This is a genomic window from Vibrio sp. 10N.239.312.C11, assembly GCF_041466065.1.
Classification (GTDB): Bacteria; Pseudomonadota; Gammaproteobacteria; order Enterobacterales; family Vibrionaceae; genus Vibrio; species Vibrio tasmaniensis_A.
This window is the reverse complement of sequence record NZ_JBFSRZ010000013.1, coordinates 1-19,433: the sequence shown is the minus strand read 5'-3', so window position 1 is coordinate 19,433 and position 19,433 is coordinate 1. Positions and strand designations below refer to the sequence as shown.

Below are 19,433 nucleotides of genomic sequence, written 5' to 3'. Positions count from 1 at the left end.
ATGTTCTTCCTTTAACCATGCTTTTTCCGTCACTACGATCTTTACTCGATCGCTCCGTGCTCAATTATTATTGTTGTTCTTCTTTCGGTAAATACACCGTCATGCGTGACCCAAAATCAGGGTTATCAACCATTTCTAATTGCCCTTGATAACGATCTGCCAGTTGCTTAATGAGATACAAACCAACACCTCGGTTCTGCTTCGCTTTGCTCGATACGCCTTTTTCGGTGAGTGCTTTGGTCGCCAAGTCTTTCGGCAAACCACAGCCCTTGTCTTCGACTTCCACTATGATTTCATTGCCAAAATCACTGATCGACACATCGATTACGCGACGAGCTGGTGCTATTGGCCCTTCTTGTTTAATTGCCATCATGGTGGCATCAAACGCGTTATCAATCAGGTTGCCAAGAATCGTCACGACATCCTCTGCGTTTAACCAAGCGGGTAATGCCTCAAGCCTTGACCCCTCTTCAACTTTAAGCTCCAAACCAATCTCTCGAGCTCGCTCTGTTTTGCCTAAAAGCATGCCTGCAATCAATGGATCTTTCACCGTCTCTCTTAAGAACTCAATTAAGCTCTGGTAATGAGCGGTTTCTTGACCAATCAATTGTTGAACAGAGTCCAGCTCGCCCATCTGAATCAAGCCACTAATGGTGTTTAGCTTATTTTGATGCTCATGGGTTTGCGAACGCAGTAGATCAGCATACTCTTTGGTTTGTGAGAGCTGGTCTGTTAAATCGTTGATTTCATCTCGCAATCGGAAGCTGGATACCGCCCCTACCACCTCACCAGCCACTATAATTGGGCTGCGGTTGGCAATGATTCGCTTATTGTTCAGGTACAGCTCAACATCGTGATCGGTATCGCCAGTCGATAACAGCTGTTCTAAGTCACTGCCCGCTAATACATCTGATAGACGTTGCTGATTGAGTGCTTTATCTCGGTCTATGGACAAAATATCGCACGCGCTTTTGTTTATTGAGCGCAAAATGCCGTTCTTATCAATGCTCAAAATACCTTCTTTCACGGTACTCATAGTCACATCAAGTTCTACATATAAGCGGCCAATTTCTTCTGGCTCAAAGCCTAAAATAGCGCGCTGAAAACGGCGAGACACATAGCTTGAAATCACCGCATTGACGGCAACCACCAGCAACGCCATCACAATCAAAAAGGCTAAGTAAGGTTCGATTCGATCTTGCAAAGAATCCAATAGATAACCCACCGACACTACCCCAATAACGGCACCTTGGGGGTCTTTTACCGCAGATTTACCACGGACAGAGAAGCCAAGTGAACCTTTAGCCGTCGACACATAAGACTCGCCCAATATCAACGCTTTTTGGTTATCGCCACCACGCATTGGTTTACCGAGCCAGTCATCATAAGGGTGAATCAGGCGGATACCTTTATCATCTCCCACAACGATAAACGCCGCACCAATGAGTTGGGTAAGGTTACGAAACTTAACTTGGGTTTCTTCAGACAGAACGTAGGGAACGCCGTTAGGATCCAACGTTCCATTTTCTTGGATAATGCTGGTGACCAGTGGCGATTCAGATAGAAATTCAGCAACACCTAACGCTTTCAAACCCATCTCTTGCTCTTGAGATTGTTTGATGTAGTAAAAACCAGCAGCTGAGAGTATCAAAAGCTCAACAAGGCCAGTGACCGTCATGATAATCAGTAACCTTTTACGGAAACTGATACTGCTCCATTTCATATTCCACCGTCCCTAGTGTTAGACGAATGATGTTAACACCAAGTTAATCGCATGACCTTTCTAGGTACGTGAATTTGTGACTGCTACTCAACTAAATAATTGAGCAGGTTGTTAATTGATAACCCTTTACGTTATTCACTTCGATTAATCGTTCATTTTTAGAACGGATTAGCTTAAAAAGCAAAATAAACGAATAAATATTGAGCTAGATCACTAAGCTTTTAGGTGTTCTTTAGGTTGTTTAAAATAAATACAATTATAATAGTTGCATATGAAGAAGTTCGTTGTTGCCAAGCCATAAGTCATGATTTTCAGACCGCGCTTTAAATCGAAATTTAGATTAACAAAAAGGCAACAACCCTTCGCTCACTGGACGTATCTATAACTAAAAGTTGCACGCTCGTCGTTACGATTGTTGAACAAACAGGTTACCTACCTAACCTCATTCATACATCTCTATTTACGCGACAGGCCAGTAGACAACTCAAAGGTGACTGATAAATCAGCGCCCAATAATAAAACATTGATGAGCAGGAAGTATCGATCAGTGGCAACGTCCGATAGAAACAGGATAAAAAACATAACGTATAAACATTGTTGAAAAGGAAACCAGGCAATGAAACGCGATAACTTTGGAATTTGTCTTACAAAGACTATGCTGTTCAAACACTTACAATCGACTTTTACTCATGTAAGAGCCTATGAGAAAGACGGAACCTCTCCTCTTGATCTCAAGGTATTGTTAGCGTTCCCGCAAATGTCAGGTAGAGATTTATTACAAACAATGCAAGGTTCAAGACAATTGGTGTGGCGCGCCGATCACCATTGTCCTAGCTTTAAATAAGCCACTTCATTTTGTAAGAACACTTCTATACTGAACTTAAAGAGCACGCTTTGTCGTGCTCTTTTCGTTTCAGTGATCTTTGTTGCTCGCATCACGTACTTTATTACATTAACTTAACGAGTTATGAGGGTTTATAATCCTGTGAGACAATCATCTCAAGACAAATGACTATCACCCTGTTAGCATTAGAGCTAATACTCTAAATGGTATTTAATGCAGATGACCAAACCAAAATTCCGACACCTTGCGCTCGCCAGTATGCTTCTCGGCACATTTGCTTCGCCAGTTTTCTCTGCCCCGCTCACTTTTTCTGAAGCGTGGCAAATATTGCAAGAGAACAACAACTCACTTGCAGCTCAACAAGCTAACGTTGAGCGTTATCAACACCTTCAGAACTCAACAAGTAGCCTTAATCTACCCTCGATCACCTTGGGAGCTAACTACACGCACCTTGATAATGATGTGACTATCAATGGTAAACAGTTCGGCGATAGCTTAAGCGGCGTAGATCCAGCATTTGCACCCTTATTAGCTAAATTGGGTGGCGTTACCTCGACCATAACAGAGCAAGACATCTTCAGCTCTTCCATCCGTGCTATTTGGCCTATCTTTACTGGCGGACGAATTACCGCTGCGCAAACTGCTGCCGAAGGTAAAAGCGAAGAAGCGCAAAGCCAACTGCTGATGGAGAAACAGGCTCGCTACGAAGACTTAAGTAAATATTACTTCTCGGTGATCTTAGCGGAAGACGTCGTGAGAACACGTCAAGCCGTTGAAGCTGGCTTAACTCAGCATCGTGATTTCGCCATCAAGCTTGAACAGCAAGGACAAATTGCTCGAGTAGAACGTCTGCAGGCGGATGCTTCTTTGGATAAAGCCGTTGTTGAACGAACCAAAGCGCAGAACGACCTCAAAATTGCTCAATTAGCACTGACTCAGATCCTTGGTCAGAGCCAAAGTGTCGAACCTTCAGAACAACTCTTTATCAACAAAAACCTGCCTCATATGGACGTATTTGTTGATCAAACCCTCATGACCTACCCAGGCCTTAAAATCCTTGAAGCAAAAGAGAAACAAGCGAGTAGCTTGATCAAGGCTGAAAAAGGCAAATACTACCCAGAAGTTTACCTTTACGGTGATTACAGCCTGTACGAAGATGACTCGCTAGCCAGTGAAATGAAACCCGATTGGTTAGTCGGTATTGGTGTGAATGTACCGCTACTTGACACGTCAGGTCGTTCCGACAAAGTCGCTGCCGCTCATAGCGCCGTGTCTCAAGTCCAGTTTCTTAAGTCGCAAGCCAAGCAAGACTTAACCGTTTTGGTACAAAAGACCTATCTTGAAGCAAACCAAGCAATTGAAGAAGTTCAAGGCCTCAACTCAAGTCTGTCTTTAGCTCAAGAAAACCTTTCACTTCGTAAAAAAGCCTTCACTCAAGGGTTATCCAATTCGTTAGAAGTGGTTGATGCTGAGCTTTATCTTGCAAGCATTAAAACACAGCAATCTGCTGCTCGATTCAAATACCTAATTTCTCTTAATAAGCTGTTAGCACTCACCAGTGAAATGAATGCTTATTCAAGTTACTTAACGTCTTCTGTCCCGTCTGACTTCGATTCAAAAGCAGACACCGCTAACCAGTCAAAAGGATAATTCATGAAACCTATTAAGCCATTTATTCTCTCTCTGGTTGGTATCGGCATTATTGGCTGGGTTGGATACGGCTTTTACCAAGCGTACCAACCACAGCCTGTTAAGCTTCAAGGTCAAATAGATGCGCAGCAATACAGCATCTCATCGAAAGTACCCGGCAGAATTGATGAAATATTCGTGCGTAAAGGCGATTCGGTTGAAAAAGGCGAATTGATCTTCTCCCTACTTAGCCCAGAAATTGACGCTAAATTAGAGCAAGCAAAAGCCGGTCAAAAAGCCGCTGGTGCATTAGCAAAACAAGCAGAGAATGGCGCGCGTACTCAGCAAATCCAAGCCGCTAAAGACCAATGGTTGAAAGCCAAAGCAGCTGCCGATCTCATGGATAAAACTTACCAACGTGTAAACAACCTTTATAACGATGGCGTGGTTGCCGAGCAAAAACGTGATGAAGCCAAAACACAGTGGCAAGCGGCGAAGTACACTGAAAGCGCTGCGTTCCAAATGTATCAATTAGCACAAGAAGGTGCTCGTGACGAAACCAAAGTGGCAGCCGCTCAAAAAGCGTTAATGGCAGCTGGCGCAGTAGCGGAAGTTGAAGCTTACGCAAAAGACACACAGATCCACAGCTGGTTTAGTGGTGAAGTGGCTCAAGTACTATTAAGTAGCGGTGAGTTAGCTCCTCAAGGTTTCCCTGTTGTGACCGTGATTGACACTAAAGATGCATGGGCGGTGCTCAACGTGCGCGAAGATATGTTGAAACATTTTGAGAAAGGCAACCAATTTGAAGCGTACCTTCCAGCTCTGGATAAGTCGTTAACCTTTCAGGTTACTCATATTGCCGTAATGGGTGATTTCGCGACTTGGCGTTCAACAGACGCAGCACAAGGCTTCGACTTACGCACTTTTGAAGTAGAAGCGCACCCTGTCGATACCAAAGAAACACTGCGTATGGGCATGAGCCTAGTGGTTGAGCTTTAGGTGACGTATGTCTGCTAACTTTCGCTCTATAAGCTCTCGTTCTACAGCCTCGCAATCTAGAGGCACGCAATCACCGGAGCACCGTCAAGTGAAAAATACATTGCTTAGGCAGTGGGCGATTGTCCGCAAAGACAAATGGCTGTTGTCTTGCCTAACTTGGATTCCGTTGCTTCTTGCTGCCAGTATCTGGCTGATTTTTTCACAAGGGATCGCTCGCGACTTACCGGTTGCGGTTGTCGACCTTGAACACAGTCAAATCTCGCAACAGTTCACGCGCCTTGTTGATGCGTCACCTACCCTACAAGTGACTCAGAAATACAGCTCGGCGAGTGAAGCGGCTAAAGCGATGATTGAACGCGATATCTATGGTTATGTCGTGATACCAAGACACTTTGACCGAGACCTTTTCCTAGGCTTGAACCCGCAAGTGTCCGTTTTCTATAACAGTCAATTTATCTTGATTGGCAAACTGGTGAACTCGGCTCTGTTGCAGGCTCAAGGAACATTCAACGCGCAACTCGAAGTGGTTAAACAGCTTTCACACGGTGATACCACGGTACAATCTGCATTGGGGCAAGCGGTAACGGTACAAAGCCAGATTACGCCACTGTTTAACAAGAACACCAGCTATGCTCAGTTCTTAGTGTCTGCGGTTATTCCGGCTCTATGGCAGATCATGATTGTGGTGGGCACGATATTGGTTTTGACGGCGAACGTTAGAGCTCGTGGTCTTCATGCTTGGTTATCCAACGCCCCGATGAAATCACTAACATCAACACTAACGCCCTACCTTGTCTTGTTTTTGATGTTTGGTATCGCGTTTAGCTTTTGGTTCTATGTCCTCTTAGACTGGCCGTTTAACGGCAGTTTTGTGGCACTGACCGTCGCCCAACTGCTTACCGTCATCAGTTGTATCATCATGGGTTGTTTGTTTTTCTTCTTAACGCTTGATCCAGCAAGGGCGATGAGTTTCGCTGGCGCCTTTACAGCACCAAGCTTTGCGTTCATGGGCATTACTTTTCCAGTCACCGACATGAACACGGCAGCTCAAATTTGGAGAAGCTTATTGCCCGTGAGTCATTACATCGAAGTGCAAACGGCACAATCTAGCTATGGCGTGAGCGCAGCACATTCGCTGATCAGCCTCTCTTCTATGTTGTGGTATGCAGTTCCTGCTTTCGTGGTGATGTTATTAATTAAGAAACACTTGGCACAGTCAGCTTTATCTACACAAGCGGCTATATCATCAGCACAGCCAGATACATCAGCACAACAAGGAGTAAAACGATGAGCTTTACTCAACTACTCAAGCAAGAACTGTTAGCGGTACTGCGCAACCCTGTTGTACTTCTTACGGTATTTGGTGGTGTGTTCTTCTATTCATTCTTGTATCCGTTGCCTTACGTAAACCAAGTTCCTCAACAGCTTAAAGCTTCCGTTGTGAACTTGGATAAGAGCCAAAGCAGCTACCAGTTAGAAAGAATGGTAGATGCCACATCTCAAATTGACTTGGTACGCCGTGACTCCACCATTGCCGATGCTAAGCAAGCTGTTCTTAATCAAGAGGTTGGTGGGTTCCTCGTCATCCCAGAGAACTTCTATAAAGACTTGCTCCTAGGTAAGAGCCCTACGCTTTCTTACGCCGGTGATGCATCTTACTTCTTAGTCTACGGAACCATTGTTGAAGGGCTTGCCAAGGCAGGCGGCACGTTAGCTGCACAAGTTAAAGTCAGTCACTTGTTAGTTGAAGGTGTGCCGTTAGAATCCGCAGCCAAAGGCTACAGTGCATTCAGCTTGAACCTAAAACCAACCTTCAATAGTCGCATGGGCTACATTGATTACGTGGTTCCAGCCGTCTTTGTGTTGATCCTGCAACAAACCTTAGCCATGGCTTCTGGTTTAGTTGGCGCGACCCAAAACGCTCAATCGACGTTTGGCTATTGGAGTAAGACCTCTCCAGCGAAACTGATACTTGCTCGCTGCTGTACCTTAGTCGGCATATATTACGTGTTGTCGATGTACTACTTCGGCGCGAGCTTTTCGATGTATGGCATTAACCTACTTGCCTCCATAACAAACATTTTGACCTTACTGCTACCCTTCTTATTGGCTAGTTGTTTGATCGGGATTTTTATTGGTGAGCTAGTGCCAAGAAGAGAGTTAGTCACAGTTGTGGTGTTAATCAGTTCAATGCCGCTGATCTTCTCTTCAGGTTTTATCTGGCCTGTTGAAATGATGCCTGAATGGTTAGTACTGCTGTCACAGTTATTCCCAAGCACACCCGCTATCCAAGGTTTTTTAGCGCTCAATCAGATGGGGGCATCTTGGCAAGAGGTAGCGTCTCAATGGACATTGCTATGGATACAAGTCGCTCTATGGGGCTCGTTACTCGCACTTAAGCTTTACCACAAATCGAGTAAACGTATCATTGGCTCTGTTTAACTCTAGTCTCTATTCGTCAGGCACTAAACCTCACGCTCATTGAAACCATTAACAAAGCTCTGATAAAGGGCTTTTTTAATGTCTTTTAGCTTGATTACATCTTCAGCTATCAATTGTTTAAATACCTCCCCAAAACATATTGAACATTAAAACTCGCCGACTTCCCTATGCACCTCCACTATCATTCACCTTAGTTCATGCTATAACAGCTACTGCATATGCCTTTTCCAACCTAAAAAATGCCTGCTTATTCCCAAACAATGACAAAACCCGAACAATTGTAAATTTATTGTAAAAAAATCTTTGATGGTATTATTTTTGTGTATAGGATTATCAGTAGGACTTGGCAGGCCGAATGCCATAGTCTAATTGGTGCACATACCAAAAGGATATCCATATAAAGCAAGATCAGTACTCATATTTATTTCATTTTTCGACCTAGCTACAGCCGTTTATGTTGCCGTCGAATTGCAATAAATAAGTCGCTGAAATGTAAAAAATCAAATAGAAAAAACACAACAGCAACAAACATAATTTAATAAAAAGACAGGAAAAACCATGAAAAACATACGTGAATTATTTTTTGGGTTTATATTATTATTTAGTTCCAGTGCATTTGCAGAAGAAGGATCATTTAATCAAGCTATCAGTAACTTAAGTCAAAGTGTTGATGGTTTTTTCAACGAATATACAGGTTGGTTCGTTGGACTGATATTTAAAAGCGTACCGGTAGGTGAAGCAAACTTCCCAATTATTGTTGGCTGGTTACTGCTCGCTGCGATCATCTTTACTGTTTACTTTGGCTTTGTTCAATTTAAACGTGTCGGGATGGCCATAGACATTATTAAAGGTAAGTACACAGACCCTAACTCCAAACACGAAGGGGAAGTTTCTCACTTTCAAGCGTTAACAACCGCGCTTTCAGGAACCGTCGGGCTTGGTAATATTGCCGGAGTTGGTGCAGCACTCGCGATTGGTGGCCCTGGTGCGACATTCTGGATGATCTTGTGTGGTCTTCTGGGTATGGCGTCTAAATTTTGTGAGTGTACTTTAGGTGTGAAATACCGAACTATCCTACCTTCAGGTGTCGTTTCCGGTGGTCCCATGTACTACCTAAGCCAAGGTCTTGGTGAAAGAGGGTTGGGTGGACTAGGTAAAGCCCTTGCTATTGGTTTTGCATTAATGTGTATTTTAGGCGCATTGGGTGGCGGTAACATGTTCCAAGCTAACCAAGCACATGCCATGTTAACTTACGCATTCGATGTACCAAGTGAATACGGTGTCATCACAGGCCTTGTACTCGCCGCTTTAGTTTTCTCTGTGATTGTTGGTGGTATGCCTTCTATCGCATCGGTAACGGAAAAAGTTGTTCCTTGGATGGCTGCTCTGTATATCGGTATGGCTCTGATTGTTATCGGTTCTAATCTTGATCAAGTGGGTCCTGCGTTCAGTGCAATCTTTACAGGTGCGTTTACTGGCGAAGGTGTGGTTGGTGGATTCATTGGTGCCTTAATCCAAGGTCTAAAACGTGCAACGTTCTCAAACGAAGCAGGTGTAGGTTCAGCAGCTATCGCTCACTCAGCGGTTAAAACAAAAGAGCCAATCACTGAAGGTCTAGTATCACTATTAGAACCGTTCGTTGATACAGTCATCATTTGTACAATGACAGCCTTGGTTATCACTATCGCTGGTCTAAATACAGGTCCATTCGATGGTTCTGGCTTAACGGGTGTAACGCTTACTGCTGCATCGTTTACTGAAACGGCAGAAGTGTTCAAATACACACTCGCTCTAGCGGTAATCATGTTCGCGTTTTCTACCATGATCTCTTGGTCGTACTACGGTCTAAAGGCGTGGACTTACCTATTTGGTGAAGGCAAAACAACGGAACTGATTTTTAAAGTGATGTTTTGTGTGTTTGTTGTTATTGGTGCGACAATTCAGTTTGGCGCGGTAATCGACTTCTCTGATGCGGCTATCTTTGCGATGTCTATCTTCAACATTCTTGGCCTGTACTTCCTAATGCCTGTTGTGAAGAAAGAACTGCAATCATTTGTTGCACGTGTGAAATCAGGTGAAATCAAGACTTACGACAAGTAGCTTATCGATTGTCGTTAATAACACTGCTCTAAAAATTTTTGTAAGACCCTTTGCTTGAGAAAGCGAGAACAGGACTGCAACTTATCCAAATCCCTACCAGCTTAGCTTGTGGGGATTTTTATGTCTGAATTTTCTTGTTTAAGCCGCCGTTCAGGATCTTGGCTTACTTGTTTACGATCCAAGACTTCTTCTACTTCAATCACATCTCGTTGCGCTAATGGTGAGTTACAATCATCAAAACAATAGGCTACAGTGCAGTTCTCACACAGATATTCATTCATGGTTTAATCCCTGTCCATTGAGATGGTCTAATCACAGAATGACAACAGACCGCGTGTTCATCCTTGAACCCCACCATTATGCTATTTCCCTAGCGAGCAATTATGCGTGCAAAGTCACCCAATATTCAACTCGCCACATATGAACAGCAGTTTTACGATTCTAATCACAGATAACCTTAGTAACAACGTGCAAACGTAGCCTAGACATTCAACAACACAATGAACACTTTCACTCACTTTTCATCATTCAAGCCCAACCCTCTGCTGTAAGCAACCCAAAGGCAGGGAGTACAAAGTACGATACCAACCGCCACATAAACCAAGGTATTGAAATCCAAAGACGCACCTGATTGTGGCTGTACCAAAGCACTACTGAGCAATCCCCCAAAACCCACAGCAAAATGTTGCAACGAACTTTGTAAACGAATCAAAAGCATGCGTTTGTTGACGCTAAGAGCGTTAATTAATTCGACAGATAGAACTAAAGTCCGAGTAGAACTCACCACGACAAAGACAACAAAAGCCACAGCAGCGCTGCCCACATTGAGCGAACCAAAGCCCCAAACGATAGAAATGACCATGCCCAATGATAAACACACAATGAGGCGAAAAATTGCTTTATCAGTACCCCTAATACGTGCGAAAGCTTGCATCGCTATGAAGGTACAGGTTCCGCTGATGGCATAACAGTATCCTAATAACGTTGCTGATATTCCGAGGTTCACCTCAAGCATCACTGGGAACTGCGTAGAGACCAGAAAAGTACCCAGTACAGCGCTGAAAGCCAACACAATTGCAAAACGAAGATCCCGACTACATAAATAGTCACCTAACTTAAACTTTTGACTATCAGTGAATTCTGATTCTGCAGACCCCTCTTTTAATTGAATAGATGGTGACAGAGATACCACAGCGCCAATCAGCAACAGTAATCCTGCAATAACTTGAAAACTGAGTTGCCATTCCCCCATTGAAGACAGCATGATAAGCGCCGGTACGCCCGCACTTAACGCCAATGGAAACGAGCTCAGTAAAACAGCAATGTTTCGCTTTCTATCGTCATCACAAGAGATCAACGTAAGATAGTTCAGGTTTAGAACGGCTAAAGCCCCACCAAATAGTCCCGAGAGCATTCTATAAACGATCAAGAGATCAAAATCTGAGGCCACTGATGTCAACCACGTCGTTACCGCTAAACCTACAACGCAAATATAGACTCGTTTAATTTCTCTATTCGGGTCTAAACTGCCTTTCGTGAATAAACATATCACTGCAGCCGCGATAGCATAGGCTGAAACAAGGTAGCCAGCTTGCGAGGCATCATCTCTTAAGCTCAGGCTTATTGTTGAACTTAATGGGACAATAATAAGAGCATCAAGAGCGACTAGAAAGTGGATTACAAAACAACATAAAATGGCACGACGTGGTAATAAAGCCTTGAATTTTATTAAATACTTAATTAGAAATAACGCTTTAATTCGATTTTCACTTAACAATTTTCACTCTACTTTATTGATTGATAATGGTGTTATTGTACAAAGTAAAACAGGTCAACAAAGTGGCTATTGTTGGTTTCATAATCCAATATTTCGGGATAAAGATGATTAATCAAATAGAACAACAATGGCTTCGAAGCTTTCACTGTGTCTTTGAGAACAACAGCTTTAAAAAAGCGGCGGAGTTTTTAGATTTACCAACATCAAACGTTAGCCGCCACATCGCCTTGCTAGAGGAAAAGCTCAATACTCGGCTGTTTGAAAGAACCACTCGTAAGATTGCGCCAACAGAAGCTGGCGAGAAGCTATACCAATCGACACAATCTTTACTGGGTCAGCTTGATGAAGCGCTAGAGGAAGTAACTCGATATTCACACGGCGTAGAGGGACAACTAAGAATATTGATGCCAGACACACCTGCACTCGCACAGGCTGTCATTTCATTCTGTACTGAGCACCCCAAAGTTTCATTGTGTTGTGACACGAGTTTAAGTCCTAAAGACGATCTGCTCGATGGTTTTGATCTTATCTTGAGCTTTGGCCGAGGCAAGCTACCTGACAGCAATTGGATAGCCCGAGAAATTAGACGCTGGCCAAGTGCTGTCGTTGGATCGCCGGAGTTAATTCAAGACTCCAAACGTCCATATCAAATAACAGATTTAGTCCACGTCCCATGTATCAGTAGCTTAACAGCGTTGAGCGGAACGCCTTGGGTATTTAGAAGTACGGAGGGAGAGCTTATTACGCAAAAAGTTAGTTCTTCATTTCGAGTAAATAGTGGAAGCCTTGCCAAAGCAGGAGCCTTAGCTGGCCTTGGGTTTTCTATACTGCCAATCGAAGCCTGTGTTGAAGAGATCAAAGCAGGATCTTTAGAGGTCGTAGAACTCGAGCATAAACCTGAAGATTTAGTTTTATATGCGTTTTATGCATCGCGAAAACATCTAGCAAAGAAAATATCGATGTTTATTGAACACTTACAAACTAGTCCAGATCCCCTTCAGAAATAGTCTCAACGTATTCGCCATATACTATTAATAGTCGTAACGAAAAACGCCCACACCATTTTCATGATGTGGGCGTTTGAATATTTGCTGTCACACATTCGCTATCAAACAGGCTTACTTATGAGTGGGCTAAACACCTGAACTTATAAACCCATCTCTTCAGTGAGAGTCTTGATCTGCTTGATATCCATGGTGTGAACTTCAATCATTTGTCTGATGTCACTTAAGCGGGAATTGGCATTATCCTGTTTCTCACAAGCGTCAGATTTTGTATCCCATGACGTACCATCTAAGAAAACATCACACGCTTTCTTCAAAGAACCAAGATTCTGTTCGATGTCATCTCTTTCTTTCTCGAGTTTTTCAAGCTCTTGAGATATCTGTAATTCTTTGCGGAAAAGCTCACGCGAACGTTCAAAAAGGGTCGACTGCATATCAGCTTGACGGCTCAACTTTTGATTATTTTGTTGAGTTTGTTCTAACGTTTGCTTCTGTTCGTTTAACTGCTGCTCTAACGAGTAGTTTGCTTTCTCTAAAACTGCAGATTGTTTCGCTAAATCTTGGAGTTCTTTTTGATGCTCTTCTGCCTGTTTCACTAGAGCAGCTTCTACTTTCGCATCAATTTCGGTATCAACTTTTGCCACTTTCTCTTCAACTGATGTCACCAACTGAGTTTTACTATCACGCAGTTCTTGATAACGAGTTTCTAGTACCTGATAAGTGGATTCCCACTTCGAAGCCGTGACTGTAGATCCGATTAAGCCACCTAACGCCAAACCGATAACCGCAGCAATGCCGATATAGAGCTGACTACGTTTATCGCGTTCCTCAATAACAACCACTTCATCTTGTTCGCCTTGTCCAGATTGCTGGTTCACTAGCGGGTACTCCCAAAAATTGTTTAACGTTACACAGTCACTGATACTGATACTGATACTGATACTGATACTTTAAGCTCAGTTAAACCTATTGCCCAAGCCAGAAGCACTTGAGCTTTGCTAACACGTTTATCCTATCTGCTTACAGACAGACTTAACGAGTTAACTCCGAAATCATCAGGCTGGCAGTATACAAAAGGAAGCTGCTAACGATAACTATCACTACCCATTTTTGCAGTTTTTCGTTTGTCCGGTAACGAAACAGCACAAATGCCAAAGCCAATAAAAAAACAATCGCTATTAATCGAGTCATAACTCCTCCTTGTTTCTCTATTTTATACCATTTAAATAAGCAAGTTACGTCAGAGACTCGTTGTTTGATCATTTAGTTGAACAACATTTGAGCAAACAGATATTTTGTAGCTGACATCACATTTTATATGATCTAGGATACGCCTACAGATTACCTAATTATTTAGGTAATTGTTCCGATGAAGACTGCAGGAGAGTGGTTTTTAACTAAATATTAACATTTAGTTAGATTGACCCGCCGAAGAAGTAAATCTTTCAGGTGCTTTATGCTGGAGAAATCCAGAAAAGTGAGGACTGTCGTTGGAGGAACCTCTGGAGAGAACCGTACTACTTTTTTTGTAGCAAGCGGTCGCCGAAGGAGCAAGCTTAGTGCCCGTTACTTATCTATAAGTGATTCGCTAAGTGAAACTCTCAGGCAAAAGGACAGAGGAGTGGAAAGCAACAGCCTTAATTAACAAAAGAATTCTATCTAGAAATCCGTATGTATTAAGTAGTGCTCCCGATCCCTGTGATCTGCACTGCCTTCCCTCTTCTCCTTAAATTTTATATTTATTAAGGGGAATCTATGAACCACCTACAAGCTACACTACAAACCATCAACCAATTCGTTTGGGGACCACCACTACTTATTCTGCTAGTGGGTACAGGTATCTATTTTACTTTTCGCTTAGGCTTACTCCAGTTTAGACACCTCCCAACCGCGCTAAAAATGGTGTTCAGCAAAGACAAATCCGGTACGGGTGACGTATCAAGCTTCGCCGCTTTGTGTACAGCGCTTTCCGCAACTATTGGTACAGGTAACATCGTTGGTGTAGCGACCGCAATCAAGATTGGTGGTCCTGGCGCCCTATTCTGGATGTGGCTTGCCGCTGTATTTGGTATGGCGACCAAATACGCAGAATGTCTACTTGCCGTTAAATACCGCAGAACCGATAGCAATGGCGAAATGGTTGGCGGCCCAATGTACTACCTGCAATACGGTGTCGGCTCACGAATCTTAGCGGTCATGTTCGCTGTCTTCGCGCTCGGTGTTGCTTGCTTCGGTATCGGTACCTTCCCACAAGTAAACGCAATTTTAGACGCAACTCAAATCTCATTTGGCGCATCACGTGAAATGTCAGCGGTTGTCCTCACGATCCTTGTGGCGGTTGTAACCCTTGGTGGTATTCAATCTATCGCTAAAGTAGCAGGGAAAGTCGTTCCTACGATGGCGGTGATGTACGTCGTCGCGTGTTTAAGCGTTCTTATTTCCAATGCAGACCAACTACTGAATGCCATTACCCTTGTTGTGACTTCTGCGTTTACCAACACGGCAGCAACCGGTGGTTTCTTTGGCGCGAGCATCATGCTTGCTATCCAATCAGGTATCGCTCGTGGTGTGTTCTCGAACGAATCTGGCTTAGGTAGCGCACCAATGGCTGCAGCAGCGGCTAAAACAGACTCATGTGTGAAGCAAGGACTTGTCTCTATGACAGGCACCTTCTTCGATACCATCATCATCTGTACGATGACAGGCCTGGCGCTTATCTTAACGGGCGCTTGGCAGACGGACCTTTCTGGCGCTGCGATGACCACTCACGCGTTCGCTGTTGGTTTGAATGCAGACACCCTTGGCCCTATGTTGGTTTCTGTTGGCTTAATCTTCTTTGCGTTTACAACAATTTTAGGTTGGAACTACTACGGTGAGCGCTGTGTTGTGTTCTTGCTAGGTACCAAAGCCGTATTGCCTTACAAGATTATCTTCATCGCCTTGGTTGCTTCTGGTGCATTCTTAAAGCTCGACATGATCTGGATAATGGCGGATATCGTGAACGGCCTAATGGCAATTCCGAACCTAATTGGGCTTATCTTACTGCGCCATGTTGTTATCGAAGAAACCAAGCTATTCTTCAAACCGTTAACTTCTTCAAATGATTGTGAAGCAGTTAAAGCATAATAAGAATTGAGCGATCAAAAACGCCCGCAATGATGTGCGGGCGTTTTATTATAAAACTAATGGCTATGTGCCAGTGATTTAGATTCCAATAAACTAAGTCACTAGACTTAGCTAGGTTCTTCCATTAAAAGCTTCACACCCAGCCCCACCAGCACCATACCCGTCACTCCTTCCATCCACTTCATAAAACTCGCATTCTTAAGCAAGTTTTTAGCCGAGTTAAGTGCCCCTGCCAAACCGCATTGCCACACCATCGCAATCATAAAGTGCACCGAAGCCATCAACATAGATTGCAATAATGGTGATCCTTCAGGGTTTACGAATTGAGGTAAAAAGGCCAAATAGAAAACTGCCGTTTTTGGGTTAAGAACGTTAGACAGAAAACCTTCGCGTAGAGAACGCTTAGCACTGTATGCTTGCTGAGCTTGTTCACCCACCTTCAAACCGCCACCGTTTTTCATCAAAGCTCGTAAACTGCTTAAGCCAAGCCAGATCAGGTAAACCGCACCCACCATCTTAACGGCTTGAAAGAGTTCAGCTGACTGGGCGAGGATTGCAGAAATACCCACAGCAGAGAAAAACGCGTGTACATACAAGCCGCTACAAATACCAAAGCTGGTCATCACGCCGTCAGATAAGCCAGAACGGCTCGTATTGCGAATCACCAAAGCCGTATCTAAACCCGGCGTTAGCGTTAAAATAGTAATGGCAATTAAAAATGCCTCAAAGTTCAAAATATCCATATCATTGTCATTGTTGTTCAGCGATCTATCATCAATACCGTGTATCTGAACAATTCGCAAGCAACAATTGCCACCAGCTATACAACTCACTGATTTTGTGCACAATGGAACAGTTTGATTTGTTAAGAAATAGTAAATTCTAGGCATCGTACTGCCTCATGCTTTTATCGCTATATCTTCAACTCCGAAGGTCAGCGTCATTAAAAAGCAGAGCCATAATCAAAGTACACCAGAGATGAACCTTAACGCTGACGCTGTCCTAGGGATCATTTAAAGAAACCAAATTAAGAGTAGTCAAATGAGCGCATTCAAAAAACTAGTCGAGCACTCTCAAAAATGTTCACGCTTTCAACACCTAGCCTCTATTTGTGGTTGGGACCAAGCTTCCATGATGCCTGCCGGTGGTAACCAAGCTCGTAGTGAAGCGATGGCCGAACTTTCGGTTCATATTCACGGGTTGATGACGCAACCACAGCTTGGCGATTGGATTGCAGATGCTGAAAACGAAGCGCTAAATGGCGAGCAACAATCGTCTCTGCGTGAAATTAAACGCCAATGGCAACAAGCTAACCTACTTCCAGAAAAACTGGTTGAAGCGAAATCTCTAGCGGGTTCAAAGTGTGAACATGCATGGCGCAGCCAACGTGGTAACAACGACTGGGTTGGATTCGAAAAGAACTGGCGTGAAGTGGTTGAGCTATCTCGTGAAGAAGCGCAGATCCGCGCCGACGCAGCGAACCTAACGCCTTATGATGCGATGCTGGATATCTATGAACCGGGCACCAGCTCTGCTTCGCTTGATATCTTGTTTGCAGACGTTAAAACTTGGCTTCCAGGCTTGATTGATGAAGTGATCGAAAAGCAGTCGAGCGAGCAATTTAATGCGCCATCTGGCACCTATTCAACCGAGAAACAGAAAGCACTGGGTTTAGAAGTCATGAAGCTGCTTCAGTTCGACTTCGAACACGGCCGATTGGATGAAAGTGTTCACCCATTCTGTGGCGGCGTACCTTCAGACGTGCGTATCACAACCCGATACGACGAAGCGGAATTCGTTCAAAGCTTAATGGGTATTGTGCATGAAACAGGACACGCACGTTACGAACAAGGCTTACCAAAACACCTAGCAGGCCAACCGGCGGGCGAAGCGCGCTCTATGGGCATCCACGAATCTCAATCTTTGTTCTTCGAGATGCAAGTTGGCCGCAGCGACCCATTCATCGGACACTTAGCAAACTTGGCGGGGCAGCAATTCTCAGGTTCAGAGTTTGAGAAAGAGAACTTCCAGAAGATCTACACTCGCGTGAAGAAAGACTTCATCCGTGTTGACGCTGATGAGCTTACCTACCCTGCACACGTTATCTTACGCTACGAAATTGAACGTGACTTGATCAACGGTAAGATCAAACACACCGATGTGCCAGAACTATGGAATACTAAGATGCAGTCATACCTTGGATTAAGCACTCAAGGCAACTTCACTAATGGCTGTATGCAGGATATTCACTGGACGGACGGCGCATTCGGTTACTTCCCATCTTACACACTAGGGGCGATGTACGCGGCTCAGTTCATGGCTTCAATGAAGAAAACAGTGGATGTGAACGCTGTGATTGAAAGTGGCGACCTATCCCCTATCTTCACTTGGTTAGAATCGAATATTTGGAGTAAAGGCAGCCTGCTTAACACCGATGACTTGGTGAAAGGCGCAACCGGTGAAACCTTGAATGCGCAATACTTCAAAGATCACCTAAGAAGCCGTTACCTTTAATGGAATAAATCGATAGAGGCTGATCAGTTTATTGCTTCAGCCTTTTTAATCTCATTTTCAAAACATACTTAGGTTGATTCGAAGGCTTTATCCCTTCAACGAACTTAACAATCACGGAATATCCTGGTACCTGCTAGCACGGAATTTGACGAAGACGTGTTTCGGTTTCCAGCGGAAAATGAGACTTCGGATAAGCGCTATTGATTTAAATTCCCAGTTTTACTTACCCACTCCAATCCTGTGGCTAAATGTCCAATTCACTAAGCTCACTATTACTTAAACCACTTTATAAGCGTTTGAAAGATGGCATAATTAAGGATATGAGAATGCCTCAATCAAATACACTTGGAGTACAATAATGCGTTACCTATTGAGTTTACTATTAGTGGCGACTTTATCAGGGTGCGGAACAGTACCAATGGCTTATCAACCAAAAGATATGTCATTAGAACAGGCATATGTAGTTGTAGAGCAGATGGTTATGACACAGCACCGTAACTGGAAACCAGATTACTTTGTTATGACTGAACATTATATCGGTTGGAACTTCGGTACTGTGTCAAAGTCAGTAGGTACTGGTACAAGTTTTGGTAATAGTAATGCAGTTGTAATTGCTTCAAGTAATACAACAACAAGAAATGTCGGTGAACGCATTTACTACAATCAAATAGAAGAAGTAAAGTTATTAAGTTGGAAGCGAAAATTTAAACAATGGTACGTAGTATCATTAACTGATCTGAATGGCAGAGTATTAAAGCATATTGTTAGAACAAGACAATTACGTGATGCTGAATTAGCTACTGATGCATTAAACGTCATCCTAAAAGATCGCCAAACAACTAACTAATCTGAAACCCCATGAAATTTACAAGCCCATCGGTAGAGATGTCAGTGTAATTTTGAGTTCTACTTCGACAAAAGATATGAACTAATGAGCCTTCAAATGACCATATACTTAGCATTGAGGTCAAGCTTTGTTTATCTGTTATTATTTCAAGTATTGCGAGAATCGAGCATTCTAGTCATCGTAATTAACGGCGCTCACACACTATTGGACAAAGACGTGTCAATGACTCTCCCAATTTAGCCGCGCCTGAATAACTTTTAGTATCTCAAAATATGAAAAGGCACTGTTGTTACAGGTGGCGATTTTGATAAGAACTAGGCAGTTTCTTCTATCTTCAGTTCGTTGTGTCGGGTTCACTTGATGCACTTTTATTGGCTTTGTTGCGTAATTCAATGGAACTAAATCAAGAACCTACGATCTGATCAGCT

Annotated in this window: 15 protein-coding genes and 1 riboswitch; of the genes, 10 read left to right on the top strand and 5 right to left on the bottom strand. The window is 43.4% G+C overall.

Annotated features, from left to right (window positions below; translation table 11 throughout):
* Window positions 1-67: 67 nt before the first annotated feature.
* On the bottom strand, window positions 68-1,678 hold the full coding sequence (locus tag AB6D07_RS08050) for a sensor histidine kinase (protein ID WP_198926227.1): 1,611 nt from the start codon (window positions 1,676-1,678) through the stop codon (window positions 68-70).
* 661 nt (window positions 1,679-2,339) lie between these two features.
* On the opposite strand from AB6D07_RS08050, the gene AB6D07_RS08045 reads away from it, so the two are divergent.
* The 6 genes from AB6D07_RS08045 to AB6D07_RS08020 all read left to right on the top strand — a co-directional run bounded on the left by AB6D07_RS08045 (window position 2,340) and on the right by AB6D07_RS08020 (window position 9,737).
* On the top strand, window positions 2,340-2,567 hold the full coding sequence (locus AB6D07_RS08045; RefSeq protein ID WP_009846577.1) for a hypothetical protein: 228 nt from the start codon (window positions 2,340-2,342) through the stop codon (window positions 2,565-2,567).
* Window positions 2,568-2,780: 213 nt separating this feature from the next.
* Entirely contained in the window at window positions 2,781-4,217 is a 1,437-nt protein-coding gene (locus AB6D07_RS08040; RefSeq protein WP_017103090.1) for a TolC family protein, read from the top strand.
* 3 nt (window positions 4,218-4,220) lie between these two features.
* The gene (locus tag AB6D07_RS08035; protein ID WP_017103091.1) at window positions 4,221-5,195 is read left to right on the top strand and encodes an HlyD family secretion protein; all 975 of its coding nucleotides are present in this window, start codon (window positions 4,221-4,223) and stop codon (window positions 5,193-5,195) included.
* Window positions 5,196-5,202: 7 nt separating this feature from the next.
* Complete coding sequence (locus tag AB6D07_RS08030; protein WP_017103092.1) at window positions 5,203-6,486, top strand: ABC transporter permease; 1,284 nt, start codon at window positions 5,203-5,205, stop codon at window positions 6,484-6,486.
* A complete protein-coding gene (locus AB6D07_RS08025) occupies window positions 6,483-7,637 on the top strand; it encodes an ABC transporter permease (protein ID WP_017103093.1) in 1,155 nt (384 codons plus the stop codon). Before AB6D07_RS08030 ends, AB6D07_RS08025 begins: the two co-directional genes overlap by 4 nt.
* A gap of 558 nt (window positions 7,638-8,195) precedes the next feature.
* The gene (locus tag AB6D07_RS08020) at window positions 8,196-9,737 is read left to right on the top strand and encodes a sodium:alanine symporter family protein (protein WP_017103094.1); all 1,542 of its coding nucleotides are present in this window, start codon (window positions 8,196-8,198) and stop codon (window positions 9,735-9,737) included.
* Window positions 9,738-9,838: 101 nt separating this feature from the next.
* Here AB6D07_RS08020 and AB6D07_RS08015 read toward each other — a convergent pair whose 3' ends face one another.
* Window positions 9,839-10,018 carry a hypothetical protein gene (locus AB6D07_RS08015; RefSeq protein ID WP_069592258.1) on the bottom strand — a complete coding sequence of 60 codons (180 nt, stop codon included), beginning with the start codon at window positions 10,016-10,018 and terminating at the stop codon, window positions 9,839-9,841.
* A gap of 233 nt (window positions 10,019-10,251) precedes the next feature.
* Entirely contained in the window at window positions 10,252-11,514 is a 1,263-nt protein-coding gene (locus AB6D07_RS08010) for an MFS transporter (protein ID WP_017103095.1), read from the bottom strand.
* A gap of 104 nt (window positions 11,515-11,618) precedes the next feature.
* On the opposite strand from AB6D07_RS08010, the gene AB6D07_RS08005 reads away from it, so the two are divergent.
* On the top strand, window positions 11,619-12,521 hold the full coding sequence (locus AB6D07_RS08005; RefSeq protein WP_029222939.1) for a LysR family transcriptional regulator: 903 nt from the start codon (window positions 11,619-11,621) through the stop codon (window positions 12,519-12,521).
* A gap of 140 nt (window positions 12,522-12,661) precedes the next feature.
* On the opposite strand, the gene AB6D07_RS08000 is transcribed toward AB6D07_RS08005, so the two are convergent.
* Window positions 12,662-13,396: a chromosome segregation ATPase gene (locus AB6D07_RS08000; RefSeq protein WP_017103097.1), complete on the bottom strand. Its 735-nt coding sequence runs from the start codon at window positions 13,394-13,396 to the stop codon at window positions 12,662-12,664.
* A gap of 614 nt (window positions 13,397-14,010) precedes the next feature.
* Window positions 14,011-14,145, top strand: a riboswitch (glycine riboswitch).
* A gap of 128 nt (window positions 14,146-14,273) precedes the next feature.
* Here AB6D07_RS08000 and AB6D07_RS07995 point away from each other — a divergent pair.
* Window positions 14,274-15,644 (top strand): sodium:alanine symporter family protein, encoded by a 1,371-nt coding sequence (locus AB6D07_RS07995; protein WP_017059726.1) that lies wholly within the window; start codon window positions 14,274-14,276, stop codon window positions 15,642-15,644.
* A 107-nt stretch (window positions 15,645-15,751) separates the two neighbouring features.
* On the opposite strand, the gene AB6D07_RS07990 is transcribed toward AB6D07_RS07995, so the two are convergent.
* Complete coding sequence (locus AB6D07_RS07990) at window positions 15,752-16,387, bottom strand: LysE family translocator (RefSeq protein ID WP_012603778.1); 636 nt, start codon at window positions 16,385-16,387, stop codon at window positions 15,752-15,754.
* 298 nt (window positions 16,388-16,685) lie between these two features.
* Here AB6D07_RS07990 and AB6D07_RS07985 point away from each other — a divergent pair, with 298 nt between their 5' ends.
* Entirely contained in the window at window positions 16,686-18,158 is a 1,473-nt protein-coding gene (locus AB6D07_RS07985; protein ID WP_029222940.1) for a carboxypeptidase M32, read from the top strand.
* Window positions 18,159-18,516: 358 nt separating this feature from the next.
* The gene (locus AB6D07_RS07980; RefSeq protein ID WP_017082697.1) at window positions 18,517-19,005 is read left to right on the top strand and encodes a hypothetical protein; all 489 of its coding nucleotides are present in this window, start codon (window positions 18,517-18,519) and stop codon (window positions 19,003-19,005) included.
* Window positions 19,006-19,433 lie beyond the last annotated feature (428 nt).